This window comes from Vibrio sp. 10N.247.311.51, from assembly GCF_041467855.1.
GTDB lineage: Bacteria > Pseudomonadota > Gammaproteobacteria > Enterobacterales > Vibrionaceae > Vibrio > Vibrio coralliirubri.
On sequence record NZ_JBFSVK010000045.1, the window covers coordinates 1 to 25318 of the forward strand.

28 protein-coding genes, 1 tRNA gene and 1 pseudogene are annotated in these 25318 nt (G+C 41.8%); 11 read left to right on the forward strand and 19 right to left on the reverse strand.

Going from position 1 to position 25318, the window contains the following annotated elements; translation table 11 throughout:
- Positions 1 to 342: 342 nt before the first annotated feature.
- The gene (locus tag AB6E85_RS24615; protein ID WP_333913990.1) at positions 343 to 1596 is read right to left on the reverse strand and encodes an HD-GYP domain-containing protein; all 1254 of its coding nucleotides are present in this window, start codon (positions 1594 to 1596) and stop codon (positions 343 to 345) included.
- Positions 1597 to 1679: 83 nt separating this feature from the next.
- Positions 1680 to 2087, reverse strand: coding sequence for a VOC family protein (locus AB6E85_RS24620; protein ID WP_048605864.1), 408 nt, complete (start codon positions 2085 to 2087; stop codon positions 1680 to 1682).
- A 723-nt stretch (positions 2088 to 2810) separates the two neighbouring features.
- On the opposite strand from AB6E85_RS24620, the gene AB6E85_RS24625 reads away from it, so the two are divergent.
- From AB6E85_RS24625 to AB6E85_RS24635, 3 genes are all read left to right on the forward strand, one after another.
- Positions 2811 to 3815: a helix-turn-helix transcriptional regulator gene (locus AB6E85_RS24625; RefSeq protein WP_372144595.1), complete on the forward strand. Its 1005-nt coding sequence runs from the start codon at positions 2811 to 2813 to the stop codon at positions 3813 to 3815.
- Positions 3816 to 4176: 361 nt separating this feature from the next.
- Positions 4177 to 4854, forward strand: a complete 678-nt coding sequence (locus AB6E85_RS24630) for a hypothetical protein (protein WP_372144597.1) — start codon at positions 4177 to 4179, stop codon at positions 4852 to 4854.
- Positions 4855 to 5532 carry a hypothetical protein gene (locus AB6E85_RS24635; RefSeq protein WP_372144598.1) on the forward strand — a complete coding sequence of 226 codons (678 nt, stop codon included), beginning with the start codon at positions 4855 to 4857 and terminating at the stop codon, positions 5530 to 5532.
- A 232-nt stretch (positions 5533 to 5764) separates the two neighbouring features.
- Here AB6E85_RS24635 and AB6E85_RS24640 read toward each other — a convergent pair whose 3' ends face one another.
- The 8 genes from AB6E85_RS24640 to AB6E85_RS24675 all read right to left on the reverse strand — a co-directional run bounded on the left by AB6E85_RS24640 (position 5765) and on the right by AB6E85_RS24675 (position 11616).
- On the reverse strand, positions 5765 to 6337 hold the full coding sequence (locus AB6E85_RS24640; protein WP_372144600.1) for an AAA family ATPase: 573 nt from the start codon (positions 6335 to 6337) through the stop codon (positions 5765 to 5767).
- The gene (locus AB6E85_RS24645; protein WP_372144602.1) at positions 6334 to 6771 is read right to left on the reverse strand and encodes a PTS sugar transporter subunit IIA; all 438 of its coding nucleotides are present in this window, start codon (positions 6769 to 6771) and stop codon (positions 6334 to 6336) included. The genes AB6E85_RS24640 and AB6E85_RS24645 overlap by 4 nt, the downstream gene beginning before the upstream one ends.
- A 12-nt stretch (positions 6772 to 6783) precedes the next feature.
- Positions 6784 to 7050, reverse strand: a complete 267-nt coding sequence (locus AB6E85_RS24650; RefSeq protein ID WP_372083438.1) for a hypothetical protein — start codon at positions 7048 to 7050, stop codon at positions 6784 to 6786.
- 49 nt (positions 7051 to 7099) lie between these two features.
- Positions 7100 to 7936: a ketose-bisphosphate aldolase gene (locus AB6E85_RS24655; protein WP_372083437.1), complete on the reverse strand. Its 837-nt coding sequence runs from the start codon at positions 7934 to 7936 to the stop codon at positions 7100 to 7102.
- Positions 7929 to 9299: a PTS sugar transporter subunit IIC gene (locus tag AB6E85_RS24660; protein WP_372083436.1), complete on the reverse strand. Its 1371-nt coding sequence runs from the start codon at positions 9297 to 9299 to the stop codon at positions 7929 to 7931. The genes AB6E85_RS24655 and AB6E85_RS24660 overlap by 8 nt, the downstream gene beginning before the upstream one ends.
- A 125-nt stretch (positions 9300 to 9424) precedes the next feature.
- On the reverse strand, positions 9425 to 9715 hold the full coding sequence (locus AB6E85_RS24665; RefSeq protein ID WP_372083435.1) for a PTS sugar transporter subunit IIB: 291 nt from the start codon (positions 9713 to 9715) through the stop codon (positions 9425 to 9427).
- Between the two features lie 56 nt (positions 9716 to 9771).
- Positions 9772 to 10755: a 6-phosphofructokinase gene (locus tag AB6E85_RS24670; RefSeq protein WP_372144605.1), complete on the reverse strand. Its 984-nt coding sequence runs from the start codon at positions 10753 to 10755 to the stop codon at positions 9772 to 9774.
- Positions 10756 to 11427: 672 nt separating this feature from the next.
- Entirely contained in the window at positions 11428 to 11616 is a 189-nt protein-coding gene (locus tag AB6E85_RS24675) for an AlpA family transcriptional regulator (RefSeq protein ID WP_372083431.1), read from the reverse strand.
- Between the two features lie 456 nt (positions 11617 to 12072).
- Between AB6E85_RS24675 and radC the strand changes: the two genes are divergently transcribed.
- From radC to AB6E85_RS24710, 7 genes are all read left to right on the forward strand, one after another.
- Positions 12073 to 12540 (forward strand): DNA repair protein RadC, encoded by a 468-nt coding sequence (radC, locus tag AB6E85_RS24680; protein WP_372144607.1) that lies wholly within the window; start codon positions 12073 to 12075, stop codon positions 12538 to 12540.
- Positions 12537 to 12971, forward strand: a complete 435-nt coding sequence (locus tag AB6E85_RS24685; RefSeq protein ID WP_372144609.1) for a DUF2787 family protein — start codon at positions 12537 to 12539, stop codon at positions 12969 to 12971. The genes radC and AB6E85_RS24685 overlap by 4 nt, the downstream gene beginning before the upstream one ends.
- Positions 12972 to 13075: 104 nt before the next feature.
- Positions 13076 to 13522 carry a DUF2787 family protein gene (locus tag AB6E85_RS24690; protein ID WP_372144611.1) on the forward strand — a complete coding sequence of 149 codons (447 nt, stop codon included), beginning with the start codon at positions 13076 to 13078 and terminating at the stop codon, positions 13520 to 13522.
- A gap of 43 nt (positions 13523 to 13565) precedes the next feature.
- A complete protein-coding gene (locus tag AB6E85_RS24695) occupies positions 13566 to 14378 on the forward strand; it encodes a hypothetical protein (protein WP_372144612.1) in 813 nt (270 codons plus the stop codon).
- Positions 14379 to 14461: 83 nt separating this feature from the next.
- Positions 14462 to 14749: a hypothetical protein gene (locus AB6E85_RS24700; protein ID WP_372144614.1), complete on the forward strand. Its 288-nt coding sequence runs from the start codon at positions 14462 to 14464 to the stop codon at positions 14747 to 14749.
- A gap of 315 nt (positions 14750 to 15064) precedes the next feature.
- Positions 15065 to 15625: a tyrosine-type recombinase/integrase gene (locus tag AB6E85_RS24705; protein ID WP_372144616.1), complete on the forward strand. Its 561-nt coding sequence runs from the start codon at positions 15065 to 15067 to the stop codon at positions 15623 to 15625.
- 110 nt (positions 15626 to 15735) lie between these two features.
- Entirely contained in the window at positions 15736 to 15858 is a 123-nt protein-coding gene (locus AB6E85_RS24710; protein WP_372144618.1) for a helix-turn-helix transcriptional regulator, read from the forward strand.
- Between the two features lie 241 nt (positions 15859 to 16099).
- On the opposite strand, the gene AB6E85_RS24715 is transcribed toward AB6E85_RS24710, so the two are convergent.
- The 6 genes from AB6E85_RS24715 to AB6E85_RS24740 form a co-directional block, all read right to left on the reverse strand.
- On the reverse strand, positions 16100 to 16840 hold the full coding sequence (locus tag AB6E85_RS24715; RefSeq protein WP_372144620.1) for a GIY-YIG nuclease family protein: 741 nt from the start codon (positions 16838 to 16840) through the stop codon (positions 16100 to 16102).
- Between the two features lie 70 nt (positions 16841 to 16910).
- Complete coding sequence (locus AB6E85_RS24720) at positions 16911 to 18620, reverse strand: metallophosphoesterase (RefSeq protein WP_372144621.1); 1710 nt, start codon at positions 18618 to 18620, stop codon at positions 16911 to 16913.
- Between the two features lie 98 nt (positions 18621 to 18718).
- Positions 18719 to 19018, reverse strand: a complete 300-nt coding sequence (locus AB6E85_RS24725) for a hypothetical protein (protein ID WP_372144623.1) — start codon at positions 19016 to 19018, stop codon at positions 18719 to 18721.
- 288 nt (positions 19019 to 19306) lie between these two features.
- Positions 19307 to 20197, reverse strand: coding sequence for a WYL domain-containing protein (locus tag AB6E85_RS24730; RefSeq protein WP_372144625.1), 891 nt, complete (start codon positions 20195 to 20197; stop codon positions 19307 to 19309).
- A gap of 82 nt (positions 20198 to 20279) precedes the next feature.
- Complete coding sequence (locus tag AB6E85_RS24735) at positions 20280 to 20954, reverse strand: inovirus Gp2 family protein (RefSeq protein WP_372144627.1); 675 nt, start codon at positions 20952 to 20954, stop codon at positions 20280 to 20282.
- A gap of 378 nt (positions 20955 to 21332) precedes the next feature.
- Positions 21333 to 22655: a hypothetical protein gene (locus AB6E85_RS24740; RefSeq protein WP_372144629.1), complete on the reverse strand. Its 1323-nt coding sequence runs from the start codon at positions 22653 to 22655 to the stop codon at positions 21333 to 21335.
- Positions 22656 to 22814: 159 nt separating this feature from the next.
- Here AB6E85_RS24740 and AB6E85_RS24745 point away from each other — a divergent pair, with 159 nt between their 5' ends.
- Positions 22815 to 23495 (forward strand): hypothetical protein, encoded by a 681-nt coding sequence (locus AB6E85_RS24745; RefSeq protein WP_372144631.1) that lies wholly within the window; start codon positions 22815 to 22817, stop codon positions 23493 to 23495.
- A 14-nt stretch (positions 23496 to 23509) separates the two neighbouring features.
- Here AB6E85_RS24745 and AB6E85_RS24750 read toward each other — a convergent pair.
- The 3 genes and pseudogenes from AB6E85_RS24750 to AB6E85_RS24760 form a co-directional block, all read right to left on the reverse strand.
- A pseudogene (locus AB6E85_RS24750) lies at positions 23510 to 23800 on the reverse strand (tyrosine-type recombinase/integrase); the annotation flags it as partial.
- A 3-nt stretch (positions 23801 to 23803) separates the two neighbouring features.
- Positions 23804 to 25051 carry a tyrosine-type recombinase/integrase gene (locus AB6E85_RS24755; protein WP_372144633.1) on the reverse strand — a complete coding sequence of 416 codons (1248 nt, stop codon included), beginning with the start codon at positions 25049 to 25051 and terminating at the stop codon, positions 23804 to 23806.
- A gap of 166 nt (positions 25052 to 25217) precedes the next feature.
- A tRNA-Leu gene (locus AB6E85_RS24760) sits at positions 25218 to 25302 on the reverse strand.
- Positions 25303 to 25318 lie beyond the last annotated feature (16 nt).

A 25318-nucleotide genomic window follows, 5' to 3' on the forward strand; every position in this document is an offset into this window, starting at 1 on the left:
AGAGCTTCTCTTCGTTGTGACTTACATCACTTCGGAAGAGGCGGCCATTCTAGCGATTTAATTCTCAGTGTCAAACACTTATTTGGAATTAATTCCTACTTTCTAAAAGTAGAAGCGAATCATCGCTTAAAGCTAGTTGCCTTACTAACATTTCTCGCTGAAGCCTTGTGGCGTCTGCCGTGTCAGTGAGGCGGCATTATAGAGATGCCGCTCATATTGGCAAGCAATAAATGCGTTTTTTATTAAAAAAAGAGGTTAAGCGAAGACATTTCAACCAAGGGCTTATTTATACCACTTTTACCCCAAGTTTCGAACAAATTACCCACAACGACCTGTGGATAACTACTCTCCACTATCAAAAAAGTAAGATAAACGAGCCCTAGGGTTTAGATACTCTCGAACTTGTTCAGGTAATTTGCTTGGATGAACGGCATTTACGATTTTGATCTCTTTAATAAAGAGGTCAATGATCGGGGCTTGGGTTCTTGGCACGCTAGGATCATAGATAAGTACATTTGGATAAAGCATATGTTTAGCGTTAACGGATATCACAATCCCAATCGAATCATTTGAGAGCTGTACTACGGTTCCTGGTGGGTAGACTCCCATGAACTTAACCAACAGCCCCAAGTTATCTTGGCTATATAGATGCTTGCAGCTCTTATATAAGTGGGACAGTGCCAAATACGGGATCATTTGTTGAGATTGCGTTTTACCATGGCAAAGGTTATCAAATGCATTAGCCACAGCGACTATCTTGGCAAATTCATCAATCTCATGTTCTTTTAAGCCCTCGGGGTAACCAGAACCATCATTCATCTCATGATGTTGAGCGATCACCTTTTTAGCACTTTCAGGAAAGTCATCAATTGCCGATACAATATCCGCACCGTATTTAGTATGAAGCTTTAGGTAGTTCTCTTCTGGCACCGTTAGTGCACTCTGCTTTCTTAATATCGCAGCTGGTATTTTGATCTTGCCTATATCATGGAACATTGCCGCGAAAGAGAGAGCTTTCAATTGCTGCGTATCGTAGCCTTTAGCTTTACCTATCATCAGTGCAACAACCGAAACGTTCAGTGTATGAAAGTAGAGGTCTTCAAAATCCGCTTTAACATTCATAAGATGCAAGGTGACGTTATCATCGCTCACTAGGGTCTCAACGATATCATCAACAAGAGCCTTAACCTCCCCCACCGCATCTAAAGGTCTGTTACGGATCTTGGTCATCACAGAGCGCATTCGAGCAAGCGAGCGTTCAAACTCTCTCTCACAATGACTCACCCTGCGGCGGTAAGAGCTAAGAGTTTCGATACGCTCATGCTTATCTTTCCACATTCTTTCCGTTTCAAGGCTTACCTGTGAATCAATATCGACTTCTTGTTCACCTACGTGATTAACAGGTAAAGGTGAGGTATCACTTTGACTCAGGTTTATATAGACGTGCTTAATCCCAAGATGTCGAATTACTTTTACTTGAGCGTCATCTTTGATTTTAAAGCTGTTGAATAAAAATGGGTGTTCATTCCATTTTACGGGGAGTCGTATATGCAGACCGGGCTGAATGCGATCTACGGTAATCTTTATGCTGCCCATTTTTATATATAATATTGATGATTAATCTCTATTTATAATTCTAATAAAACCAAGCAGCAATTTCACTATCCAATTTCACAGGTTCAACTCAAAGAGTCGCAGTGCACCATCCAGCGTATACCGAATTTATCTTCTACTTTGCCAAATCGGGCCCCCCAAAACGTATCTGCGAGTGGAGTCATTATCCGCCCTCCCTTCTTAAGCTTTTCAAAGATTTGTTCTTGCGTCGCGGTATCTTCAGTCACAAGAGAGAGAGCGAGATTGTTACCTTCGAGTTCTTTTGCCTTAACACCATCAGACATCATCAGCTTCATACCAAACGCTTCGAACTCAGCATGCATAACCCAATCAGGTTGAGCTCCCTCTATTACCTGTGGTGCATCACTAAAAAGTTGCTTAGATAAAACCACACCACCAAAACACTTATGATAAAAATCCAGTGCTTCACTACAACGACCATCAAAAAATAAGTAAGGGGTTACTGTCAGCATATTTATCTCCTCTGTTAGTCCTTTAAACATAGACAATAGAAGAGAGAATGACAGGTAACATCATGATTTAAGATAATTAATTCATTATCAGATCGAATAGCGAAGGGAAATTATGGGATTTAGGAATGAAACATCAAGATCTGTCTGATTGAAGCGCAACTGCAGCGACACGCTGGATTTTAAATTTACCTAAACCTAAAACGACGAAAGGTCGCTATAAAAGCGACCTTTCTATGTTTGGTACGGTAGGCGGACTAAAAAAACAAACATATTAAACTGATTTAAAAGGAATTATGCAAATCAATATTCATAAAGGGTTACTTAAAGGGTTGCATTAATCAGTTATCATTTAAAGCGACTCAGTTTTTACTCAAGAGCAATTATTTAAATTTCATCAATATAAAATTGTGTTAACCCACTCACAACTAAAACAATTCTCATTCTCAATGGGGTTAAGTTCGTCAATCTAATATATTTCACACACATATTACTCCTATGTATACACCAGCATAGGAGTTCATTATGCCCACCTCGATTATTCAATTAATTTTGCTCATCCGCTTTCATCCGACACCAGATGCCCAAGCGACTCATACAATCAACTCACCTTAAAGCCTAGCGTGTAGAGCTTCGTCTCTTGCTATCAACCGAGTGAGAGTGACTTGTTCCAACATCGTTATACCGTCACCTCTATTTTGCTCCACTTCGCTAAAGGTGTGCACGATGAGTAAATCTACTCATGTGAGCACTCGCCAGCATATGGTATTAGCACTTGAGTTATACAAGCGCATACCGTATTGGCACAAAGTCACGGCCTCTGAGCTCAAAGCACAGCTTCAGGAGATAGGTATTGATAGAGATATTCGAACGATTCAACGTAACCTTGATGTGTTACTTGAGTATTTTGATATTGACCGAGATACTCGTGACAAACCTTATGGGTACCAACGAAAGCAAGCCAAATCTCTTGTTGGCTCTGGTACTCAAGAAGCACTACTGTTGTGTCTGGCTGAGTCTCACATACATTATTTAATCCCTTCTCATATATCTCATACTCTTCAGTCGTTATTTGAAGATGCTAACTACCGATTAGAATCCTTAGCTCAGGACTCAAAAGAGTCTCAATGGTTACGAAAAATCGATTTATTCGGCACTTATGAACTAAGGCGTAATATCTGCCCTGATGCTTACGCAGCTATCAGTCAAGGGCTCTACCACAATCGTTGGTTAAACTTGCACTATTACTCTGAAGAGGGGCAACACAGAAAAGATGTCATGCCATTAGGTCTTGTACAACAAAGTAATACATTGATATTGGTGTACCGCCAGAAGGGAAATAAAGACGCTACTTTTGTTGATGTCAGCCATATTCACAAGGTCACACTATCAACCTTCACGTTTGCTTACCCACAAGATTTTGACTTACAACACTCAGCATCGGGATACACCAATACAGAGCATGAGCGTTATACACTCGAATTCACTATTACTAAACAAGCTGGTGAACATCTCTACCAAACACCACTTTCCAACGACCAACGTATCTCTGAGTTCGATACATATTTACACATCACTGTTACGGTTTCTAATACACCACCGTTAGTGGCATGGCTAGAAGCACATAAAACCCACATCACCTTTGTAGAACAACAACCTATACCGCCGTCAGTCACCCCCCCCCCCCAACTGCAAACCACTTCTCTAAATAGCGATAGCGGTCTCAATTAGTACAACCCCATGCGACACCAGATGCCCAACCTATTGATAACCTGACAACAAACAGGGATGTCACATAGGGTTGCCGTCTTTCTATGTGATCCACTACGACATAGACGGGGAGAGAAGTTCATGACCATTCAAGCGATTCGACCATTACTTAACAAGCACCGTTGCCTAGTTTCATTTAGCTGCGAATATTGCGGAGGTAGCCACAGTTCAACCTGTGACATTTGCGATATGCCTCCATGCCGATGTGCTTGCTAGTACCACACGTTTAATACCCACCATTAGCGGTTTACGAAAGTAAGCCGCTTTTGCTTTCTATGCATTTATCCCTACAAACCAATTTATGAATAAAAAGGAATTTCCTATGAAAAAGACGTTAGTTTCTGTGCTCATTGCAAGTGCTACCCTTGCTGGTTGCGGCGGTGGTGGCTCATCTGAGCCTTCACAACCATCCAACTCTACGTTGTTATCCGGTCGTGCTATTGACGGTTATATCGTTGGTGCCGCTGTTCATTATGATTTTAATTCAAATGGTGTTGTCGGTCCTGATGAACCATCAGCTATCACCGAGGCTGGTGGCGTGTTCACTATTGAAGGTGACATAACCGAAGATCAGCAAGCCTGTCTTGAATACGTCCCAGTGATCGTAGATGTGCCTGTCGGAGCTATTGATGAAGACTTAGGGGAAGTGACTCAAGCATATGTACTTAACCTGCCACCAGCGTTCACGTTACCTGAAGAGGTAGCGAATGGCTCCGTTAACATTACCCAACTCACCACAATGTTGTGGGAGTCAGTGAAACAGACGGTTGAAAAAGAGCAAGGAGAAGCGTACAGCTGTGAATTAGTGAAAGACAATGAACAAGTCCTCAATGCCATAAAAGACGCCATGCGTAACGTAGCGGGTGATTTAGTTTGGCATTTCAATATCTCAGAGGAAGAGCTGTGGAGTGATTACATAGCGGATGGTAACAGTGCGGTCTACGATATTGCTGAGCAGCTTATGGCATCCATTCAACTTTCATTTGAAGAGACTTATTAATTGTCGCTTCAGTACCCATATGCACATATCAACGTGGCTCACTACCTTAACGATCCAACGGACTGGCAACGTCAAGATGATGAACAGTTGTGGTACAAATCGATTTCCATACGTCAAGGTAGCTTCTGGTCTGAATCCGTCTATGCGGTAGATGGTAACTGGCTACCAGAGCGTTTGATTAGAAAATACCTACAAGAAGACAGTATCACTGACTTTGGTACGGTGGGCTATGTGAATGAATACTGTAACATGAGCTCAGATCCAAGTTTTGACGATTACATTTGCAGTAAGTCAGAAACCTTACTTTCAAAGGTGGCTGACACTGACAACCAATACGGCATGGATAACAAGTCATCGTTCTATGACCTTAGTGAACTGGAGTGTAATGAGGTTAATTTGAGTGATGCTGCTGATAACCAAAACATGACGCTTTCTACTGCGAGAATAAGTGGTGTGTACGATGAAGAAGGAAGCCGCTACAAGTGGAATACGGTGCCAAGTGAATATGCTCACTGGTTAGGTTTTAGTGCTGATGTGGAGAGTATCAACATTGATGCATTAAATGCTGATATCGCAGTACTACCGCAAACTTATGGTTCCCAAGATTCTGTTGGGGCTGATTGGTGGGAGCACACAAAACCCTATAAGTTTCAAAAATCGAACATTAGCGATCGTTGAATAGTGGCAGGTTTGGGAAAGTCGCTTGCCATCGCGCCCAGTATTGATGGAACAGATCAATGTACGACATCAAGATAAACAGAACATAGGGTATGAACAACAACTGCAATTATTGAAGAACTGATAGCGCGGACGCCCCCTTCTAAGGAATTATAAAGCCAAACCGCCTTCTTATTAGAAGGCGGATATTTCTATTGAGATACCGTGATCATTAAACCACTACAGACAGGATTCATCTCGCCATAGGCAGATCGACCAACGATGACTCCTTAAAGGAGCCTGGCCGGGAGGCAAGGGCAGCAAGCACCTCTTGAATTTCACTACCTGTATCTTGATCTATACAGTAAACCTTTCCAATATTCATTGGTGATGCCCTCTCAGCCAACGCCATTAACTCCGGAATGTACTCTTCACCTGGGTGACCTTCTTTGCGAAGGTACAACCGGGAACGATATCTATCAGCAACTAGCTCAGGTGAAATACTATTCCAGACCTCGATGATCTCAACTACATCAGATTGCTTGACATAGCTCTCTAGTAATTCTCGGGATTGAAACCCAAACCACGCATCAATTACATATATGCAGTCATCTGGAGCACTCGCGACTGTGTCCCAGATAGCTTTGTAAGCTGCTTTACTAAGCTCCCTGTTAAATTCTCGATCAATGGCTACATGCAAATCCATAAACGGTTCTTTGATGGTATCAATTGAGAGGTAAGGCCAGCCGAAGTGCGTTGCTATCTTCGCTGCTACAGTACTTTTACCTGAAGCGGGGATTCCATTAACAATGATGACTTTCTTCATAATAGAGCTAAAACCTCTTCTTTTTCTTTGGCCGAAGCTATCTGCTCTCGTACTGACGGTTCCATTAATGCCTCGAAGATGGGCTTCAGGCCTTCCTCAATATGACTATGACTATCAACTGCAGAGAGCATGATGATGATATCGACATCAGGGCTACCGTTTATTGAGATCGGGTTCTTCAACGTTACTAGGCTAAAACCGAGCTTATTTGCGCCCTCTTCTGGTCTTGCATGAGGCAGAGCAAACTTTTCGTCTTCGAAGACGTAGTATGCGCCTAAATCTTTTGTACCAGTGATGATGGCATCTAAGTACTTCGATGAGATGGTGCCATTCGTGACAAGAGGAACCGCGGCTACCTGCAAAGCTTTTTCCCAATCCGGCTCATCGACTTGAAGTTGCACCGCATCTGCCTCTAACAATAGTTTTTTTAACATCCAGCCCTCCGATCAAAAATTCGTTCTAGCTATATTTCGTAGTTCATTCATTCGAGTAAACACATCATCCACTCTATCTCGATACGTTGGCGCTTGAGCAAATACCGAAGCTGCCTTGCTGTATTTTGCAACAAGGGCTTGTTGAACTTGTACGTTGGAAGTATCTTGCTCAAGCATGGTTTCTAACTGCTTGATCTCTATATCAAGCTCTGTAGCTTGCGTTTCATCAACGGGCTCTACTGGGTTTTTACGCCCAAATAGTTTGGATAATATACTCATACCGACTCCTAAATACCCTGCTGGTTTCCCAGCAGGGATGTTCAAACCACTACTGGAAAAGACGAATCTTTTCAGCAATCACTTGACGTACAGCGTTTCGTGCTGGAATGAAGAACTTTCGCACTGAATCATGCACTTTGCCACTCGCATGAGTGTCTTGGCAGTGTTTAACCCACTGAACATTCATTTCAGTGCCAACATTTACTTTATCCATACCATTGCGTACGACAAATCGCATATCTTCATCCGAGACACCTGTGCCACCATGAAGAACTAAAGGCACTTTCGTCTTTTCAGACAGTTCGATCAATAGGTCTCGTTGAATATTGGTCTTTGCCGTGTATGAACCATGAACAGTACCAATACTGACGGCTAACATATCGACTTTAGACTTATCTACAAACTCAAGGGCATCAGATAGCTTTGTAAATGCAATGTCTTCATCTGCGACTTGTTTACCATCTTCTGCTCCCCCGATTGCACCGAGTTCAGCTTCTACGCTCACATTTTTAGGATGAGCGTACTCAATAATGATATTTGTATTAGCTATGTTTTCAGCCAACGAGAGGTGAGAACCGTCGTACATGACACTAGTAAAACCCTTATCGATAGCCAGTTTAATATCATCAAGATTTGAGCAGTGGTCCAAATGGAGGCACGTAGGCACATTATGCTCTTTAGCTAAGGCGACAATTGACGCCACCAACAAGTCATACCCAAGGTACTGAGCCGTACCCGTTGAAATTTGGATCATTAAAGGTGAGTTTGTATCCATTGCTGCCTCAAAATAAGCTGGTAACATCTCAATACAATGGAGATTGAATGAACCAACAGCATTAAATCCGCGCTCTCTTGCAATGACTTCTATTTCTTTAAAATTATGCATTGTTTAACTCCGCCTGTTCAGTTTTTTCAGTTTTAAGGTTTTTGTTTACATACCAAGTGATTGCCGCTACAAAGCCTACGAAGCTTGCTACGAACATCCAGTTGCCGTTAAATGCATGACCCAGTAGAAGACCTGATGCGATTACATCAGAATCACTAAATGTCACACCCACGAAGCCGTAAGTTTCTAGTAAAGGGATTAGAATTGCTGGTAGGAAAGTAATGAATAGGCCGTGAACTACACCGCCTATGATTGCGCCGCGACGACCACCCATTGCGTTGCCAAAAATACCCGCTGTACCACCTGCGAAGAAATTAGTCAGAAGCCCTGGTAGTATCATTGCCAACCCAAACATAGGGAACAACAACATACCGATCACCGAACCTACAGTTGTTGATAGGAAACCCAGAATTACAGCGTTAGGTGCATAAGGGAACAAAACCGGGCAATCCAATGCAGGTATTGCATTTGGCACTAGGCGCATAGCAATACCTTGGAAGGCTGGAACTAATTCTTGCAACAATAGGCGCACACCTGAGTACAGAACGAATACGCCAGCAGTAAACATGATTGCTTGCATAAACGAGTACATCAAATAGTTCATACCACCGCTGTACTGAGCAATATATTCAGGACCTGCTGCAATTGCAGGGATCAGGAACATTGGCACCATAATGACAGCCATCGACAGGTAGGTATCACTTAAAAATGCAAAAGCTTTTGGAAGCTCAATTTCTTCCGTAGATTTAGAGCCCTTGCCAACGACCTTCGCGACAGCTGCTTGAACCATATAACCGATCGTACAGAAGTGCCCAAGTGCAACGTTGTCAGAACCAGTAATCTTGCGAACCACAGGCTGAGCAATAGCAGGCATTGCTACAGCTAAAATACCGCCGAAGATACCCCCCGTTAATACTAGTGTTGCGCCTGATAGACCTGCCTTGTAACAAATGACAGCACCAATAGTGGACATCCACAGTAGCGCCTGCCCTGTTAGAAAGATGTACTTCCAAGGCGTGAAGCGAGCAATAATGATATTCGTTGCGAAAATTACCATTAAGGTTAGTGCGACTTCCGTTCCCAGCGTTTGGTTTGCAATACCTGCAATAGCCGCAACATCAGTAATGTAACCAGTCATACCGAACCCGGTAGTAAAGATGCTATTCAGGTAAGTTAATGTCTCAACGACAATGTTTATACCCGCCATCATGACCAAGAAACCAAGCATTGTCTTAAACGTTCCTTCGATTACCTTACCGGAGGGCTTTTTTTGTAAAATAAGACCGAGCATAGCAATACTTGCGATCAATATTGAGGCCTGCCCAAGCACATCTTTTACTATAAAGTCAAAAAATGTATTCATAATTAATTTGATTCCATGCCAATGTTAATTAAAATATTTTCTCAAGGCGTAGAAGTACCTTGATAGGTATTTCTACCTATCTACATCTATTATTCAGCAGTAAGAAAAAGGTGTTTTTCTAGGTGTTACTTATCTAAAAACTCTGAGATTGCCTGTTCCATTTCTACAGAGTCAGTAAATTTTTGGATTGTGACTACCTTTGCAGCATCTTCAGCGCTAGCGCCACCTTTAATCGCATCAGAGAACGTACCAGAAGTAATAATCATGTCTGGCTTTAGCGATAGCACTTCAGATACCGTGGTGTGGCCTAAAGAAAAGTCAATCCCCATTTTCTCTAGGATAGGTTTGGCTGTCATTTCCAAAGCAAAGCTAGAACCTAAACCACAACCGCATACGCACATTATATTCATCGTCATTTATTCATTCCTTCTGTTCACGAATTTGTTTTATTGTTTTATTGTTTTATTGTTAATTACCAAACCATGCCCAATTGCTGAGCCAGTTTGAAATAATGCCCCTCTTTATCAACGGTACGACTCTCGACCCCAGCTAAATCCAGTGGTATCGGATTATTCGATGAATTGATGATAATCACCTTATTCGCCATACCACTTTGAATGCATCGCACCACTTCTGAAGCTGCGATCGTACCTTGATAAATCTCTTCAGTTGTTGGCTCACCGCTTCGCAAACCGAAACCCAATGTGGTTTTACGCATGCGAATACCTACCTTTGGTTCTAGGTCTTGACTCAAGGTATCAATCGCACCTTGGAATCCAGGTGAATACTCTTTTGTGTAACTCTCAGCACAAAGAATCACAACACTATTCTGCACTGCTAGTTTTTCTTGAATTTTTGCTGCAAGCTCATCGACTGGAATTTGATGCTCCGGTATCAGAGCGATATCCACATTAGATTTAATTGCAGACTGTAAAGTTAGTTCGCCAGAGTAAGCACCCAAAACTTCAACGAGAAACACTCGATTTGCTAAGGCTCTACCGGTATTTCGCAGCTTAGACACTTCTCTCATCACCTGCTCACATGCAGTAGAAAAGCCAATGGTATGATCGGAGCCAGCGATATCATTATCGACAGTCATTCCCACGCCAAAACAGTTAACACCATACTCACTCAATACATTCATAAACCGCATTGAACCGTCGCCTCCTGCGCAGATTAAAGCGTCTACTTTGCTCTTATGCAGGTTAGTTGCAATGGTGGCGTATTCTTCTGGGTTGAGGTGACGCGAGGTTCTACCCGATGAAATTACGGGCATTGGCGATAAACTGTAATCAGCGAGATCTCGATAACTAATTTCTTTCTTATTATCCGACAGTAGGCCTTTAACGCCTCCGTTATAGATAACAATCTCAGAGTTCGACATTTTCGCAACTTGATAGATGAAATTGTTCACACCAACTGCATCACCACCACTGACCACTATTCCTAGCTTCATTTCTAACTCACACTCCGCTCATTTGATGGATTAAGTATCATTGTTTAAATAAAACCAAACCGTTACACAGATCACTTAATTGGGCATTTAAATCACAACCCTCATGACGGCCGTGGCGATAAATTCGTTAATTTTGTGATGTGAATCACCAACGTGGCATCTAATGTTAAATTAATTAACATATTAAGTGGGCATTATTAGACCGCGATCTTTTTTTTTAGGCAATAAGTTAAATATTTGTATCAGCGCAATTGAGCTCATTTTTTGAGCTGTAATGTGAAAGGCGTCAACTTTTAGTTTTTGGTCAATCAACGTCCGTACCTAAAAATAAAAGAATTAGTGTGATCAAGCGCCAATATTGATGTCTCAAAGTCTTATTTGTTCGATAATCTAAGTTCCGAGGTGTGGTAGCACTTCTCCCTCCTTAGCAATCTCGACTTAGGAGAGTGAGATAAAACCGAGGGTTATAATATGAGGACAGTAGGTACGTAAAACATCAAAAGCTAGAAGGTAGCTCCTTCAATAAAAATTCGAATACACGACCTCATCTTAATTTTCATTGTCAAAATCACTTTGTAAATACGTGGATTCCATATACATAAGCGGAAAAACTAGCTTATTAGGAATAACATGGCATAGAAGGAAGCTGTAATAGCTTCCATCCATTATCTGTCAATCAGCGTTATCGCGCTCACCAATACGTTCCAATACCCAATCTGTCACCTCTTCTTCTACCCATGCTACTGAACGACAACCTAATGACACTGCTTTTGGAAATTGGCCTTCGCTCATGTACTTGTAGATGGTAGATCGTGCAAGGCTGGTTAAGGACATGACTTCTTTTAGTTTGATTAATCTCATGATGAATTCCGGTTAGTTCAACTCATGAGATAACGAGAATGTGCAGTTAATTACTCCACTGCGTAAATCTCCACACTCCAACTTTTTTCAACCACACATTACCTTTCTGAAGCCAGCCAATCGCAGGCTTCCATTTATGCACTTTTCTTAAATCAAACTAAGCAGGAGGCTCTTATGCCGTTTGTGTTCATTGCTGGCTTTATCGTTGGCGCAGGCTTGTACCACATCAACAAGGAGGCGAATGGTGAATCTCCACCTACCTACTCAAGCGCTAATTAAGTTATTCATCTATGGCGTTGTGAGTGGTTACAACTGGGCTAAACGACAAGATAAACAGCAACCATGACCTAAAGCAGCCCAGCGTGATTGGGCTGCTTCTATGGAGAAGGATTCCATTATTTTTTAGCTACATATTACTTGGATGCACATACCTTTAACGCACAAAAAGGAAAGTACATGCATTCAAATCATTACACGCCAAACGAGCCTACAGAGCTTGGTCAAATCTTAGAGACCGCAGCAACCATGCTAGCGGCCAAGTATGCTCGGGCTGGCTCATTCACCAGTCCAGAAAACACTAAGCAATATCTACAGATGAAACTGGCGCATTACGACAGAGAAGTGTTTGCCGTGATGTTTCTGGATAATCAAAACCAACTGATTGAATACAAAGAGATGTTCTTTGGCACTATCGATGCTGCTAGCGTTTATCCAAGAGAGGTCGTCAAAGAAGGATTACTACTCAACTCGGCGGCAGTGATCTTTGGTCATAATCACCCATCTGGCTTACCTGAGCCATCACAAGCTGACCGGAGGATCACTCAACGTCTTTCTGATGCATTGGCACTGATTGATATCCGAGTATTGGATCATGTCATCGTAGGTGAGCAATGTGTGTCCTTTGCTGAGCGAGGTTTGTTGTGAATAGTGTTATCAAACGTAATTTCAAACTCAACCTATTCCAGCAGCTTGTCGAGCTCTTAATTGAGCAATATGACATTCCCACAGAAACAAAACGAGTTGCACTTAATCTTAAGGTTACAAGCTTCTATAGCTGCCGATGTGGGATACAACCCATTGAAGTACAGCTTGAACGAACCAGCTCTAATGAACCTTGGGAGGTACGATTCATCGCATCTTTTGATTACCCAACACCAGAAGCTGAGAACGTTGAAGTATCTCTATATTTTAACTTCAAACACCAATGGTTCTATCAACCAGACATCCAACGATGCGAGCTCAACAGGCCTGAGGTGCAGTCGCTTTTCATTAGCTGGCTCAAGGTGTTCGCCAATCACCTAAAGGCATCACAGTTCGATACACAGACATTAACTATCGTCAGTCGATTCAAGTAGTAGTTGCTTCTTCCTTACTTCAACCATCCCGAACACATTCGATTCAAACCAATCTCAGATACATATCATCCAATCGAATAGATAACTATTGAAAAGAAAAGACCATGAAACCACAAACACTGATCATCACAGCGCCATACTCACCCGTATCTCAAAAACTCAAAAGCTTGTTGAAAAGCAAGATGGAGATCTTCTGGAAACAGAACCCAACCAAGAGGGAATGTGAAAGCCTCACCATTAACTTTCGAGATACCACTTACAGTGCTGACGCTGGAGGCTATCACCCGGTAGAAATCATGCTTTTGAAAGAAGAGGAGAGCCAGTATCAAATCCAATACCTTACTGACTTTGCTTACATGGGCAACGTTTACCCAGAGCTAGAGCGTAATGTGGATTTTGATATTGCTAACGGACAAACGTTCGTAGCCCCTATGGGATGGCAAAGCTGCCACGACAACCCCATTGTGGAGTTCTATTTTCTCTGGGAGCACAACTTTCTCGCTTACTTACAAATGGGAGCCTATGACGAGATTAAAATATCGATAAGCTAAAGACGCCATCGGTCAGATAGTGACGCACCCATCGTTAGGATGATTGCCACTCTATCAAGTAACCACCAGCAGCGACCTAACCATGACAACAAGCGATAAAACCAATACCACAGAGCAATTATCATTGGTGTTTGAGTTGTATCGACGCATACCACAAGGTCGAAAGGTGACGGCTAAGCAGCTTCAGGCTGAATTAGTGGATGCAGGGATGTATCGTGGCATCAGAAGCATACAACGTAATCTCGATGTTATCGTCGATTATTTTGATGTCGAAAAAGACACTCGAAATAAACCTTTTGGTTACAGTCGCGGAATGTACAGCCAACCAACCCTAGGCGCGAGAGAACTTGTCCTGCTCCAGCTCGCCAAAGCGACCATTAGTCGGCAACTCCCACCATCCTTAGAGTTCGCCATTGATTTTGCATTCAGCCTTTTACGAGCCCAACCACGCTCCTATGCAGGAATGAAACCACCACGAGGAGACACAAGCAAAGCACATTCTGTGATTGATGAACTAAACACACCAACGACGCTAGGGGAATTTTTTGAACCCATTTCAGTGGCACTGGTTCATCAAAAACAAATCACGCTTACCCTCAAATCCGGTGAGCAGATAGAGCAAATCTCACCTATCGGTCTTACGACCACCTCAAGTGAGCTTTATCTCATCTATCAAAACACCCTAAACGATTACGACGACCTTCCTTTAACGCGTATCGCTAAGCTTAAAGTGCTGACCTTCAATTTCGATTACCCGTCAGACTTTCAATTACAGCTGTACCAACTCAAATCAGAGCCTAAGCGCTCAATACAACAATTAAACAATGTCACTCAATTGATTGCATCGGACAGGTAGTGACGCAAACAGTGATATCTCACTTGTCGTCACTTCGTTGAGTTTTACCTAACTAATACATACATCTCAATTGGAGAATCATTATGAAATCAATCATTACTAAAATCATCACACTTTCTGCTTTAACCATCTCAATGAACGTGAGTGCAGGCAGCGCTATTGACGCGCTTAGTGTCGAGTCGATTAAAGCCACTCTTACGCCTGAGCAGATTCAACAATCCCTCAACCAGTGGAAAGAAAACAGACTAAAACAAGTTGAATCACGCGCTCAGAACATCTCTGATAGAGCGCCTATTGAGGCAAGGCGAGAATTAGTGGAATCTCAAATAGAACAAGAATACAAACAGACGGCGAAAGCCTTAGGCTTGTAGCTTGTTAATTATTAGGAAGGGAGCGTAACGTTCCTTTTTTGCTTCAATACGAAGCGAAAGGGTTAACTCGCCATAGAGCTCGATTTCAACATCGAGAAGTGAAATCTTTCTGTCGAATATGGGAAGGTAGCTTTTTGGAGTATTTATCTGATGGTGTGTTTGACCAAATCAAAGTAACCAAGAGCTGAAAAGAATCCAAGTTCCCATTTTAGCAATTTGGGAACTTGCCAACCCTTATGGAACAAGGCTTTTCGTTTGTGGACTGATTTGAGGTTCCTCTAATCATCATTTTCATCGAAAAAAGGAAGCTGCGTTATGGCAGAAGTTCAAGCGGTGAAAAACCGCGACACTATCCAGCTCATCAGCCACTTATTAGAAATACGGCATAGTAAGCAAATGTCAGACATCTGGAATGTCGGTATCAATCTCGCTTTAAGGATTTCTGATTTACTGGCGATTAAGTTCAGTGACATCGAAGAAGATCGTTTAACCATCCGTGAGTCAAAGACGGGCAAAGTGGCCCAGATAGCACTAAACCCAAGAAGCTTAGAAATCATCCTCCGCATTAAAAAGGAGAATCCACACCACATCTACTTATTCCAATCTTACCGAAACCAACAAGCGATAAACAAAGCTGCCAACCCATTGAGTCGTCGCGCTGTTAGCCAAGCGTTCTCATCGATTGGTGAAGAGATTAATTTTCCGTTGGGGACTCACTCAATGCGAAAGACCAGAGGCTACCATCTCTACAAAAGCACCAAAGATATTGCACGTGTGATGCGGATGCTTCGCCATAGCTCAGAAGGTGTAACGCTGCGCTACATTGGTGTGACACAAGATGATATTGATAATGACTTTAGGGAGTTAGTGTTATGAATACACCGTACAGAGTCGACTATAACTATTCCGCCACCCACTTGCCGATTGATACTGATACGTGAGGTACTAAGGTAACTGGGCTGGCTCGTTCAACAATTTACAAATGGATGAGCGAAGGGTGCTTTCCTAGAGCAGTAAAACTCAACTCTCGCTCGGTTCGGTGGGTTGATAATGAAGTTCAAGAATGGATAGCATGTAAACGGGATCAGCGTGATTACACAGGAACGTAGGCTCCACGCCTACGTTGCTTAAGAGGTTGGAATACCTCTTTTTTGTGTAGTACTCATTTTTGACACTAATTAGTTTGAAATACCAAGCATTAGAAAATGCTTGAATTAACTGTTATGGAGCTACTTAGCTCGATATCCATCTTTTATGGTTCAGGTAATTTAATTTTTTCACTGCGCAACTTGCATAATTCGATCAAAGGAATAGACAACGGCTGGATGCCGATTCGTCTGACACTCAGGCTCACAACCCCTCATTATAAAAAGCATCAATGACGCTTGCCATTTGGCGTGGCGTTTTAACGTAAACTTTAATGTTGCCACTTCGTTTGGAGGTTTCAAAAACAAATGAATTCTCTTTGCACAGCCCACTGTAACGCTCAATATCATGCCTTGTTTTACTAATGCTAATGTATTGCTTGTTTAGATCAGCTCTAACATTTATGTGAAATGAACGACCATCAGATGTAGTTATACGTACGCACTCCGACGTCAGGTTATGTTTTGATATTTCAGCTGTTGAAAATGTATTAACCAAAGAGTACACATTTTCAAAACAAGCTTTCATGGCTTTGTTTGATAATGCTTTAGCATTTTCATCCTGTAGTCTACCAACATCTACTACTTGTAGGTTATTTCTTTCCGCGAAGTCTACTACGAACTGTACGACATCTATCTGGTCTTCACCGTCATCATAAAACCACTCTGTTTTAGATCCAAATGAGCAAGGCACCATTTGGTTGGCCAACTCTTTGTGAATCAGTGTCTCATAATACAAGGCAGAATTATCGTCTTCATGGTGCACCCTCCATGCTGCTATACATTGCGCCCCAAAGTTATTTTTTGTACTTGAAAGCTGAGAGATCCGAGCTTTTAACGTAGCGTTGCCCTTGCCAGTGACACCTACCTTTTTATCATTAACAAAAATACGACCGTCAATATGAACAGAGCGCATTATATAAAGAATGTCGTGCTTATCACTCATTGCTTACCTTTATGAAAGTATTTAGTCATTTGTATAACTACGAAAATCGAAATGTACAATATTCTTATATCTAGAATACACCTGAAAAATCATTACTCTTTTTAGCTGCTCGTTCTTGCCACAAACAAACTAATTTGTAAGCGACTTTAGAGCATTTTCGATCGCCATTATTCCTCTCTATACCAATAATATGGCGCTCAATTAGTAATAAATACGCTGCTAAATTATCAACTTCCCCCACTTGTGCTAAACGCACTACTGGTGCTTCATAATCAACATATTCATCCGCTAGCTCCTCGTCGACAAAATCGTCATAAACTCCAATAGGGTCCCATTCTGTTAACAGTACTTCACTGACCGTTTGAACAAAGCCCTTGTCAGCTTCTGGGGCTGGTAATGTAGAAAGCATGGTATTTAATAGCTGAGTAACTCCATTGGAAACAACATCACTACTGTTCAGTTCTTTAGCACAAACGAATCCATGTGTATCGATGAGTTCATTTGGAGATTCATCCCAACCCGGAAGATAAGCGTGAAAACCCACCAAAGAGTTGTCTTCTTTCGCGGCGTTAAAATCAACACACACCACCTGCTCACTTAAACATTCTGGAAATGGAGTCGGCGCTAAGGTGTAATGGCCCACAACCACAGGAAATATTAACGACTGTCGGTTAAATATCTTTGCAGAGCGTTCTAACTTAGCACTCGGGATAACATCTGCTTGGCCAGTTGGTACTACAGCTAAATCACGATAAGTCTCTACGCTATTTTCATCCTTCCACCATGCCGCTCGGATGTGATGTCTCTCTATGCCGTTTTTATCATAAAAGCTGCAACCTGAAGGAAGTCTCACTTCAGGGCCTTTTAACAAGGTTTCAATCAATTCATACAGTTCATGGGCAGGGTTGAACGCATTCGACCAGTGTTCAGCCTTTAGGGAACGATCGGCATTGAGATACTCATTTAAACGCTCAATACTCTCTTCATGCCAACAGGCGTGAATGGTGCGAATGTCACCACAATTGATATATAGAGGCAAACTCATAAACCACTCGACAAATTCCTTATGCAAAGGTGAACCTTCACCGACTTGAGTTAGAAAATGAGCGTGTTGTTTTTGATTACCTGCTTTGCTGCGATCACGAAGGTACTTACCGTTAGCATCTTTTAAGTACCAGCCCACCGCATTAAATTCGTGGTTGCCCAATAGGCAAAGCGCTTGTTTGTTGTCGACTAGGCTTTTGACCAAGTTTAAAGTAGCGATATGGTCCGTTACTGAGTCTGGGCTGTTATCAATGAGATCACCAATGAAGACAATAGTTGTATCAGAATCCTTACCATCTTCTGTTAACCCTTGGCTATCGAGTAATGCAGCTAGCTTGTCTTGTTGAGCATGTAGATCACCAATAAACAACAAATTTTCCAACTGATTATCATATTTAAACTGTAAGCCCTGCTCTAATTGCAAGCAGCGCAACTCAAGCGTTGGGCGCATTACTTCTTGCCAGTAATCTACATCAAGCTGCCCACCTGACATACCGCCTTGATTGAGAGATTCGATATAGATTTTATCACCATCGTATTCAGCGGGGGTACCTCGCTCGATAAGCTCCGCCACATGATCATCTACCCATTTGAGCAATCCTGCGCCCGTGTAGCTATTGCCAGTAGCGCTTAACTGGGATGATAAGGAATGCCATAAAGCGCTGTTACCACGCAGGCTATATTGCGTTAGTTCACTGAACAGAATTGCGATGTATTTAGTTTCAATCAAAGCCAAGGGATGCTCCTACTGCTGACATTGTTTGTCAATAATGCTGTCTATTGATGATGAGATAAAATCACTATGTACTTGTTCTTTGATGGGTGAGTTATTTGTTATTGTGCGATTTTATTCTGGCAATATTGCCAACTGCTGATTAGTCCTTCGGTTGAGTCGACGCCAGCGTCACCACTGTAAGGTTCAACACCCATCTCGAAACGACGCAAATTCACTTTTTGCTGATATTCTTCACTCATTGGGTTTTCACCGCGATTTCTGGATTTAACTTCTACGTTACTATCGTAAAGGTGGTCATACTCTTCGGGGAATAGTTCACTGTGCAGGTCACGCAGTGGGCGGTCTCTGTCCATAATCGACTTTAATAAGGCTTTATTGGCTCTTTTTTTACTGCTCATCTCAACTCCTTAAATTACTTCCGTGAACCGATTTCGTTTTTACAATGTGATAGTTTTATCTTTATGCTCAAGATTCGACTACTCAGTTATCGATAGCTGTAAGTTTACGCGGTTCAAATACTACAATTCGCCATAACTCTTTTCCGTTCTCTAGTATCCATAGCCCATCTCCTCATCTGTCATGTATGCTACAAACGAAGAGCACATAAAGTAAGAGGACAGTTTTATGACATGTCGCACAATACGACACTCAAAGTAGAAACATTTGGTATCTCAGGAAACTCTGAGCTAACCCTGAGGCAATAAAAGAGAGCGGATCTCTTCTAGGTTTTTAATCGCTATCTGTTGCTGCTCTGATACAACATCGACTTCAAGCACGTTAAGACCCAATGAAAGTAAAACATAATTAACTAATGCCAATGATGTAGGTATCTTCAAATGCCCATCTTGCATTCCATAATCAAGTTCAACTAAGTCACGCTGGTGTAAATTGAGTTTCGTATTTGCTATCAAATCAACTGTTACGGGCATATGCCAAGCCTCATCACCATCAATCAGATTCGGTGTTACGCCTAGTTGATGCGTGTCTCCTGAAAAACGACTTAATACGAAATCTCTATAACCTTTATTTTTTTCACAGTATGCTCGTACATGCCAACGCAACGGCGTTTGGACTAATGTATGGGGAGCGATAACCCTCGTTTCTGCTATTGGGTTATCTAACGATAAATAGTCTATTTCCAATCTTTGCTTATTACTAATTGCTCGAACTACGGCTTGTAACATCGATGGTTGTACATTTCTGATTGGGGGGACGATCATTGCAATGTTATCAAACCCCCAGTGAAACTGAACAGCCTTTGAAGATCGTCTTTTGTTAAACGCTAGAAGACTCAAATAGTCTTCTACTGTGCCAGACGTTAATACTGCTTCAAAGTGCTCTGTCGGTTTGTAACCTCTTAATTGCTTATCATACTCAAGGTTGTGCGGAGCAATCTCTTCTCTATAGATCCGAATATCTTTTGAAGCTTGCTGTCGTCCAATATCAAAACACTTGCACAAATGCTTAGTAGTTAATCGCCCCTCCCAAAGTGCTAGTATTTCTATCAGACGATAGCGGCTTAGAACATCTGGTGAGTAATCGAAATTTTTATCAAGCGGAGTTATGGCCAAAGTCATAATGTAAACAGGAAACTGAAAGATACGGTAAAACTATCATGTCAGATAGCCCGACTATTACAATACTTAGGTTGATAGACTGTTAAATCAATCCCTTCCTTGGATTACTGCATCCAAAGTTACGGCGACCATCACCAAGTATCTTTGTTTCAGCCTTTGCCAAGTAAGCCAGCCTAACTGCTATTTCATCTAAATCTTTCTGAAATCGTGCTGGTGGGTGATTACGGTTCAACGTATACATTGGACGCTCAGGGATATGAACTAACCCTTCAACCTCATCTGTCGTAAGCCCTAATGCACTTGCCCATGCTTTTTGCACCATACAAGCAAGAGTCCCCTCATAATGAAGCCTACCAAATGGATAGTAAGCATCCTGATTGACTATCAATACCACATGGTAATGTTCATTGTGACTGGTGTTACGTTCCCTTACCCAAATGTAATATAACGGACACGAGTAGATAGGCTTCCTTTGTCTGGCTTTATTCATCTGGTCGAAATTCATCTGAGCTTTCAATGAAGCAATAAACCGTTTCATCAAATCAACATCGGTATTCGGGTAACAAGTTGGTGTATCACGCTCTAAAGGGTTGTCAGAGTTCCCCCCATTGTTAGGTATACGTAGATCAATTCGAGCGATTAATACTCTAGGGTGGATCGCTAGGGCTCCCATAACAGTGTCATTGATACGGGCAAGGTGACGTTGGTTTAAAGAACCATACTTAGCCGGGATTTGAGCAAATTGAAACATGTTCATGAAAATCTCTCCTATGTGTTATTTGATTTCACATAGAAAGAGAATGATGCGTAACAATTTACATAAAACCGTTCTGCCGTAGCAGTGAGTGAATCTCTATTGCCTATGGCTAGAGATCTTAACTGACTAAGCAACATGTACTGCATTCATCAGTAGTGTGGCTACTGAGTGTTGTACTGCTAGTAATGCTCTTATAAAGAGTGTTTGTATAGTAGCTATATTACTAATCCACTGAGGACACTGCTTCTTTCAAGGCTGTAGTACTGGAGTCATGTCGATGGAGAGCCAAAGATTGGACCTAGCTAGGGTGATTGGAACTGAAGTCACTCTGAAGTTATGCATTTCAACAAGAGTGCATTCGGCTAATAGCTAGTGCGTCTAATGGCTGATAATTATATCAATCCCATTTCCCCTTGCTGAGTATGGCAGGACTTTGTAAATGCCTTGTTCTGGTAAATTATCAGAGAGCTTTCTGTTCATAGTAATCACATTTTTGGCTTCGATAGCTTTAGCCCATGCCATATGTACAACTAGGTCAACCAGCTCCTTTGCTCCGGGTAAAACGTCGATATCATGAGCTTCAGTGTCCAAAGCCTCATTAGCCAAGGAGTCTTCATTGTAATTGCGTTGGAAGTCTGTATTTTTTTTATGATGATGCATCACAGACTCTGGTAGAAACCTTTCTGCTATTGAATCAGCAAGGCCATCATCGGATAACAATTCATCTGGAGCCTCTCCTGAAATAAGAGAAGTACCATCAATTATGTTCCAGTGTTGGTTTAGCAAATAAGAGGCTATATCATTCACTTTAAGCTCTATATGATTAGCCAGCAGCTTTCTATTTTCTCCTATGAAGAAGTGTCTTACTTGGCAGGCATCAATACTTACTGTCACGGATGCAATTAACGATGATTCATAAAATGCGTTGAGAGAATGCTCCGTTTGATTGTGTATCGGCTTTTGCCTTATCACCGAAGAAATGACCATCTCTGACAAACTCGCTGTCATAATCAGGTTTTGCTGAGTGAAGCGATATCCGTGAACTTGTTGTTGAAATACTGAGTGCCAGATATTTAGATAGTACTGCGTTGATACCTTCCCCATTAGTTGTGGGATAGTTCCACCGGGTACCTTGTTAATAAATCCCAGTGAACATAATCGTTCAACATGCGATTTTACTCTTTCTTTATTCATACCGGTAATGTCGGCGATTTTTGCACGTCCAAGTTCAGATACATGACCAAAATCATCACTGAAATACAGCAGAACAAGAAAGACCAGTTTATTAGCTAGTGATGGGGGTTTTGCATTGTTTAACAAACCATCATAATGAATAAATGTCGTACTCAACTTTAAAAAGGGAGCGCTCACGTGCGTACCTTTAGCATTACGATTACGTGGAAGAGTGACATGGTATCGGTAGCTGTTCCCACCCTTACCTGTCTTAAATGAATCCCTACAAAGCAGTCTTACTTTCTCTAGCTGCTTAACTGATTTAGTAAAAGTACTGCTACTTATTCGCAGGCATGCGCACAACTCACGACTATTGAGTGTCGTTTGCCAATTATCACACCGAGTAAGAATAAGTAGTTTAATCCAGAGCATTTTAGCTTCTGGTGATGCTTCAAACTTCTGGCTATTCTCATCGATATACAGTAAAGCTCTTGAGAGTATTTCGACCTCTTTCATGGCGTAATCCATCAATATTCCTAACTTTACCAGTAGGTATTTAGAGTTCAAATACTGTATCACATTACACGGTGCGGAAATGCGTAATGGCTATTTCTGGTGATTAAGTCACGAACGGTATTCCATTACTGTGGCAAAGTATGAGTTGTGTTTATAAATGGTGTTATGAGTATGGGACGTAGAAGTAATGCTAAAAGCTGGCTAACTAGCTCTGAGGAACAAGAAACGTGGGTAAAAGAATATTTGCTCAAGAAGAAAATTTCTTGGAGTAGCGGTTTAGCCGATGCCGCATCCAGAAGCTCCGCTTCAGCAATAAAATACTTAAAAGATTTAGATGAATCGATAAGCACCAACAAGTTACTGTTACAGCAAGCAAGTAGTGCTTGGCGAGCAAAAAAAAACAGAATAGTTAATAAACAAATCAACATATCCATTTCTAAAAATGCGTACAAAATTGTTGACTCACTAGCCAAAGCTAATGGGAGTTCGATCAAAGCAATGATTGATTTTCTTATTACTGAAAGTCAAACCAAGATCGAAGAACTGGAGAGGCTAAAGAAAGTTGAACTGGAATACCTGCAGGCTTGTAAAAGAATAGAAGAATTGGAGACTGAGCTTTCAAAGCGAAGGAAAGTTAACGACGACCTAAAGCCCTCAGTATCTACTGCTCACGAAAAAGAGAAATCATCGAATCTTCAAGAGAAAATCATTTCTGCACAAGATGAACCTACGCTGCATGAGAACCCTAAAACCACAAATCAAAAAGTAGACACCAACCATTCTAAAAGAAAAGCCTCAAAGGCATGGAAAAACTCATCATCTAAGCCTTCTAAACCGCTATGGCAAAGATAACAAATACTCAGTATCTAAGCTGACTCAATAGTTGAGATGGGGACAACGTTACTAGCACTCAGTGCGTATAGCTTATCCCCCCAAGCTTGGAGCACTGACAGTTGTTCATTTAAATAATCATGGTGATTGTAGACTCGCAACATACCCGGCGGCTGGTGGCCTACCGCTTTCTCTACAGCCATAATATAGAGTCCCATCTCACAGCATCGACGAGTAAAAGCCCGGTGAAGGTCATGCGGTGAAAAGTGTTCAATACAGGATGGAAGATTGCGTTTAATAAGCGCTCGTACCGCTGGCGGCTCTTGAGCTTATCTTGTATTAACTATCCGGAGTCCCCTAAAGCCGACTTCCATCATTTCACCATGTTCCGAACGTTCAATTCTCTCACTCCACCAACTCATCATCGGACGGCGAGGCTCAAGATAATCTGCCCTGTTATAAGCTTTTCTTATCTTATTTTCTTCTTCATGAGCAAGGGCAGTTTCAATAAGATCACGATTAAAACCTTCAACATTCAAAGTTGTACTAGCAAGAGAGCGTAAACCATGAGCCGTTGTTCTTCCTTCAAAGCCCATACGCTTTAGAGCCATATTAGCAGTTTGAGGGTTACTATGATCTTTTGGTTTTCTATCTGCTGGAAAAATGAATTCTCTATGTCCGGATATAGGCTTAATTTCTTCAAGAATTTCAATCATTTGATCCGTTAAAGGAACAAGGTGCTCTTTCTTCATCTTCATCGTATCAGAAGGAATAACCCATACCCTATTTCCTAGATCGACTTCTGACCATCGAGCTCGTGCAGCTTCACCGGGACGAACCATAGTGTGCAGTTGCCACATAATTAAACAGCGAGTAACAATCTTAGTATTGCTCCCCTTTATGGCATTCACGAGCTCAGGAAGCTCTTCAGGGGTAAGTGCAGGGTTATGAACAACCTTCTTATTAGGATAAAGCTTTGTAATGTCTGAGATTAGATTAAACTCAATTGCACCAGAAGCAACACCCAGCCGCATTATTTCATTCAGAATGATACATAGACGTTTTACTGTTTCAATCTTCCCTTCCCGAGCAATAGGATCAAGAAGGCTCTTCACCAGCATAGGCTTAATATCAGTTAATGGAAGAGGATCGAGTTTATTGGACAGATATTTAGCAAGCATCTGTTTGCGCTTAAGGTACGTGCTTTCTTGAGTGTTTTTCTTCTTCAGCTCAAGCCAACGTTCAGATTGTTTGGCAAAGGTATTTTCAATTGCTTCAAGTTCTTCTGTTTCTGCTGTGAGCTTATGTACTTTAGGATCGATACCATCAACAACCAGTGCTCTAGCTTCATCACGTTTTTTTCTTGCTTGAGCTAGGGTTACTTCAGGGTAACTACCAAAACTAATTTTAAAGCGTTTCTTAGTAATAGGAACAAGGTAGGTAAAAAACCAAGATTTACTACCGCTTGGCCGAATTCGCAGAGACAGACCATCTCCATCATTGAGCGAATATTCTTTTTCTTTCGACTTAGCTTGTTTTACTTGAGTATTGGTTAGTGGGATTACTTTCCTAGCCATAGTTCAGTTCCGCTCTACACTCAGGGTTACTTGGGGTTACATAGAGGGTTACATAAAAGGCTGGATTTCACAAGATGAGGGTAGACGCCCATGGACGGCATATTGACTGAATGCCTTGGTATATATAACAAAAAAGGACGTCCGTAGACGTCCTTCTTCTTAAATATGGTACCGGTAGGCGGACTTGAACCGCCACGCCCGAAGGCAACGGATTTTGAATCCGTCGTGTATACCAATTTCACCATACCGGCATTATCTTGGGGCATT

Excerpts from the sequence above, each read along its gene's own strand:
- AB6E85_RS24615 (WP_333913990.1), bottom strand. The coding sequence starts at position 1,596 with ATGGGCAGCATAAAGATTACCGTAGATCGCATTCAGCCCGGTCTGCAT.
- AB6E85_RS24620 (WP_048605864.1), bottom strand. The coding sequence starts at position 2,087 with ATGCTGACAGTAACCCCTTACTTATTTTTTGATGGTCGTTGTAGTGAA.
- AB6E85_RS24625 (WP_372144595.1), top strand. The coding sequence starts at position 2,811 with ATGAGTAAATCTACTCATGTGAGCACTCGCCAGCATATGGTATTAGCA.
- AB6E85_RS24630 (WP_372144597.1), top strand. The coding sequence starts at position 4,177 with ATGAAAAAGACGTTAGTTTCTGTGCTCATTGCAAGTGCTACCCTTGCT.
- AB6E85_RS24640 (WP_372144600.1), bottom strand. The coding sequence starts at position 6,337 with ATGAAGAAAGTCATCATTGTTAATGGAATCCCCGCTTCAGGTAAAAGT.
- AB6E85_RS24645 (WP_372144602.1), bottom strand. The coding sequence starts at position 6,771 with ATGTTAAAAAAACTATTGTTAGAGGCAGATGCGGTGCAACTTCAAGTC.
- AB6E85_RS24650 (WP_372083438.1), bottom strand. The coding sequence starts at position 7,050 with ATGAGTATATTATCCAAACTATTTGGGCGTAAAAACCCAGTAGAGCCC.
- AB6E85_RS24655 (WP_372083437.1), bottom strand. The coding sequence starts at position 7,936 with ATGCATAATTTTAAAGAAATAGAAGTCATTGCAAGAGAGCGCGGATTT.
- AB6E85_RS24660 (WP_372083436.1), bottom strand. The coding sequence starts at position 9,299 with ATGAATACATTTTTTGACTTTATAGTAAAAGATGTGCTTGGGCAGGCC.
- AB6E85_RS24665 (WP_372083435.1), bottom strand. The coding sequence starts at position 9,715 with ATGACGATGAATATAATGTGCGTATGCGGTTGTGGTTTAGGTTCTAGC.
- AB6E85_RS24670 (WP_372144605.1), bottom strand. The coding sequence starts at position 10,755 with ATGAAGCTAGGAATAGTGGTCAGTGGTGGTGATGCAGTTGGTGTGAAC.
- AB6E85_RS24675 (WP_372083431.1), bottom strand. The coding sequence starts at position 11,616 with ATGAGATTAATCAAACTAAAAGAAGTCATGTCCTTAACCAGCCTTGCA.
- radC (WP_372144607.1), top strand. The coding sequence starts at position 12,073 with ATGCATTCAAATCATTACACGCCAAACGAGCCTACAGAGCTTGGTCAA.
- AB6E85_RS24690 (WP_372144611.1), top strand. The coding sequence starts at position 13,076 with ATGAAACCACAAACACTGATCATCACAGCGCCATACTCACCCGTATCT.
- AB6E85_RS24700 (WP_372144614.1), top strand. The coding sequence starts at position 14,462 with ATGAAATCAATCATTACTAAAATCATCACACTTTCTGCTTTAACCATC.
- AB6E85_RS24705 (WP_372144616.1), top strand. The coding sequence starts at position 15,065 with ATGGCAGAAGTTCAAGCGGTGAAAAACCGCGACACTATCCAGCTCATC.
- AB6E85_RS24710 (WP_372144618.1), top strand. The coding sequence starts at position 15,736 with ATGAGCGAAGGGTGCTTTCCTAGAGCAGTAAAACTCAACTCTCGCTCG.
- AB6E85_RS24715 (WP_372144620.1), bottom strand. The coding sequence starts at position 16,840 with ATGAGTGATAAGCACGACATTCTTTATATAATGCGCTCTGTTCATATT.
- AB6E85_RS24725 (WP_372144623.1), bottom strand. The coding sequence starts at position 19,018 with ATGAGCAGTAAAAAAAGAGCCAATAAAGCCTTATTAAAGTCGATTATG.
- AB6E85_RS24730 (WP_372144625.1), bottom strand. The coding sequence starts at position 20,197 with ATGACTTTGGCCATAACTCCGCTTGATAAAAATTTCGATTACTCACCA.
- AB6E85_RS24735 (WP_372144627.1), bottom strand. The coding sequence starts at position 20,954 with ATGAACATGTTTCAATTTGCTCAAATCCCGGCTAAGTATGGTTCTTTA.
- AB6E85_RS24740 (WP_372144629.1), bottom strand. The coding sequence starts at position 22,655 with ATGGATTACGCCATGAAAGAGGTCGAAATACTCTCAAGAGCTTTACTG.
- AB6E85_RS24745 (WP_372144631.1), top strand. The coding sequence starts at position 22,815 with ATGGGACGTAGAAGTAATGCTAAAAGCTGGCTAACTAGCTCTGAGGAA.
- AB6E85_RS24755 (WP_372144633.1), bottom strand. The coding sequence starts at position 25,051 with ATGGCTAGGAAAGTAATCCCACTAACCAATACTCAAGTAAAACAAGCT.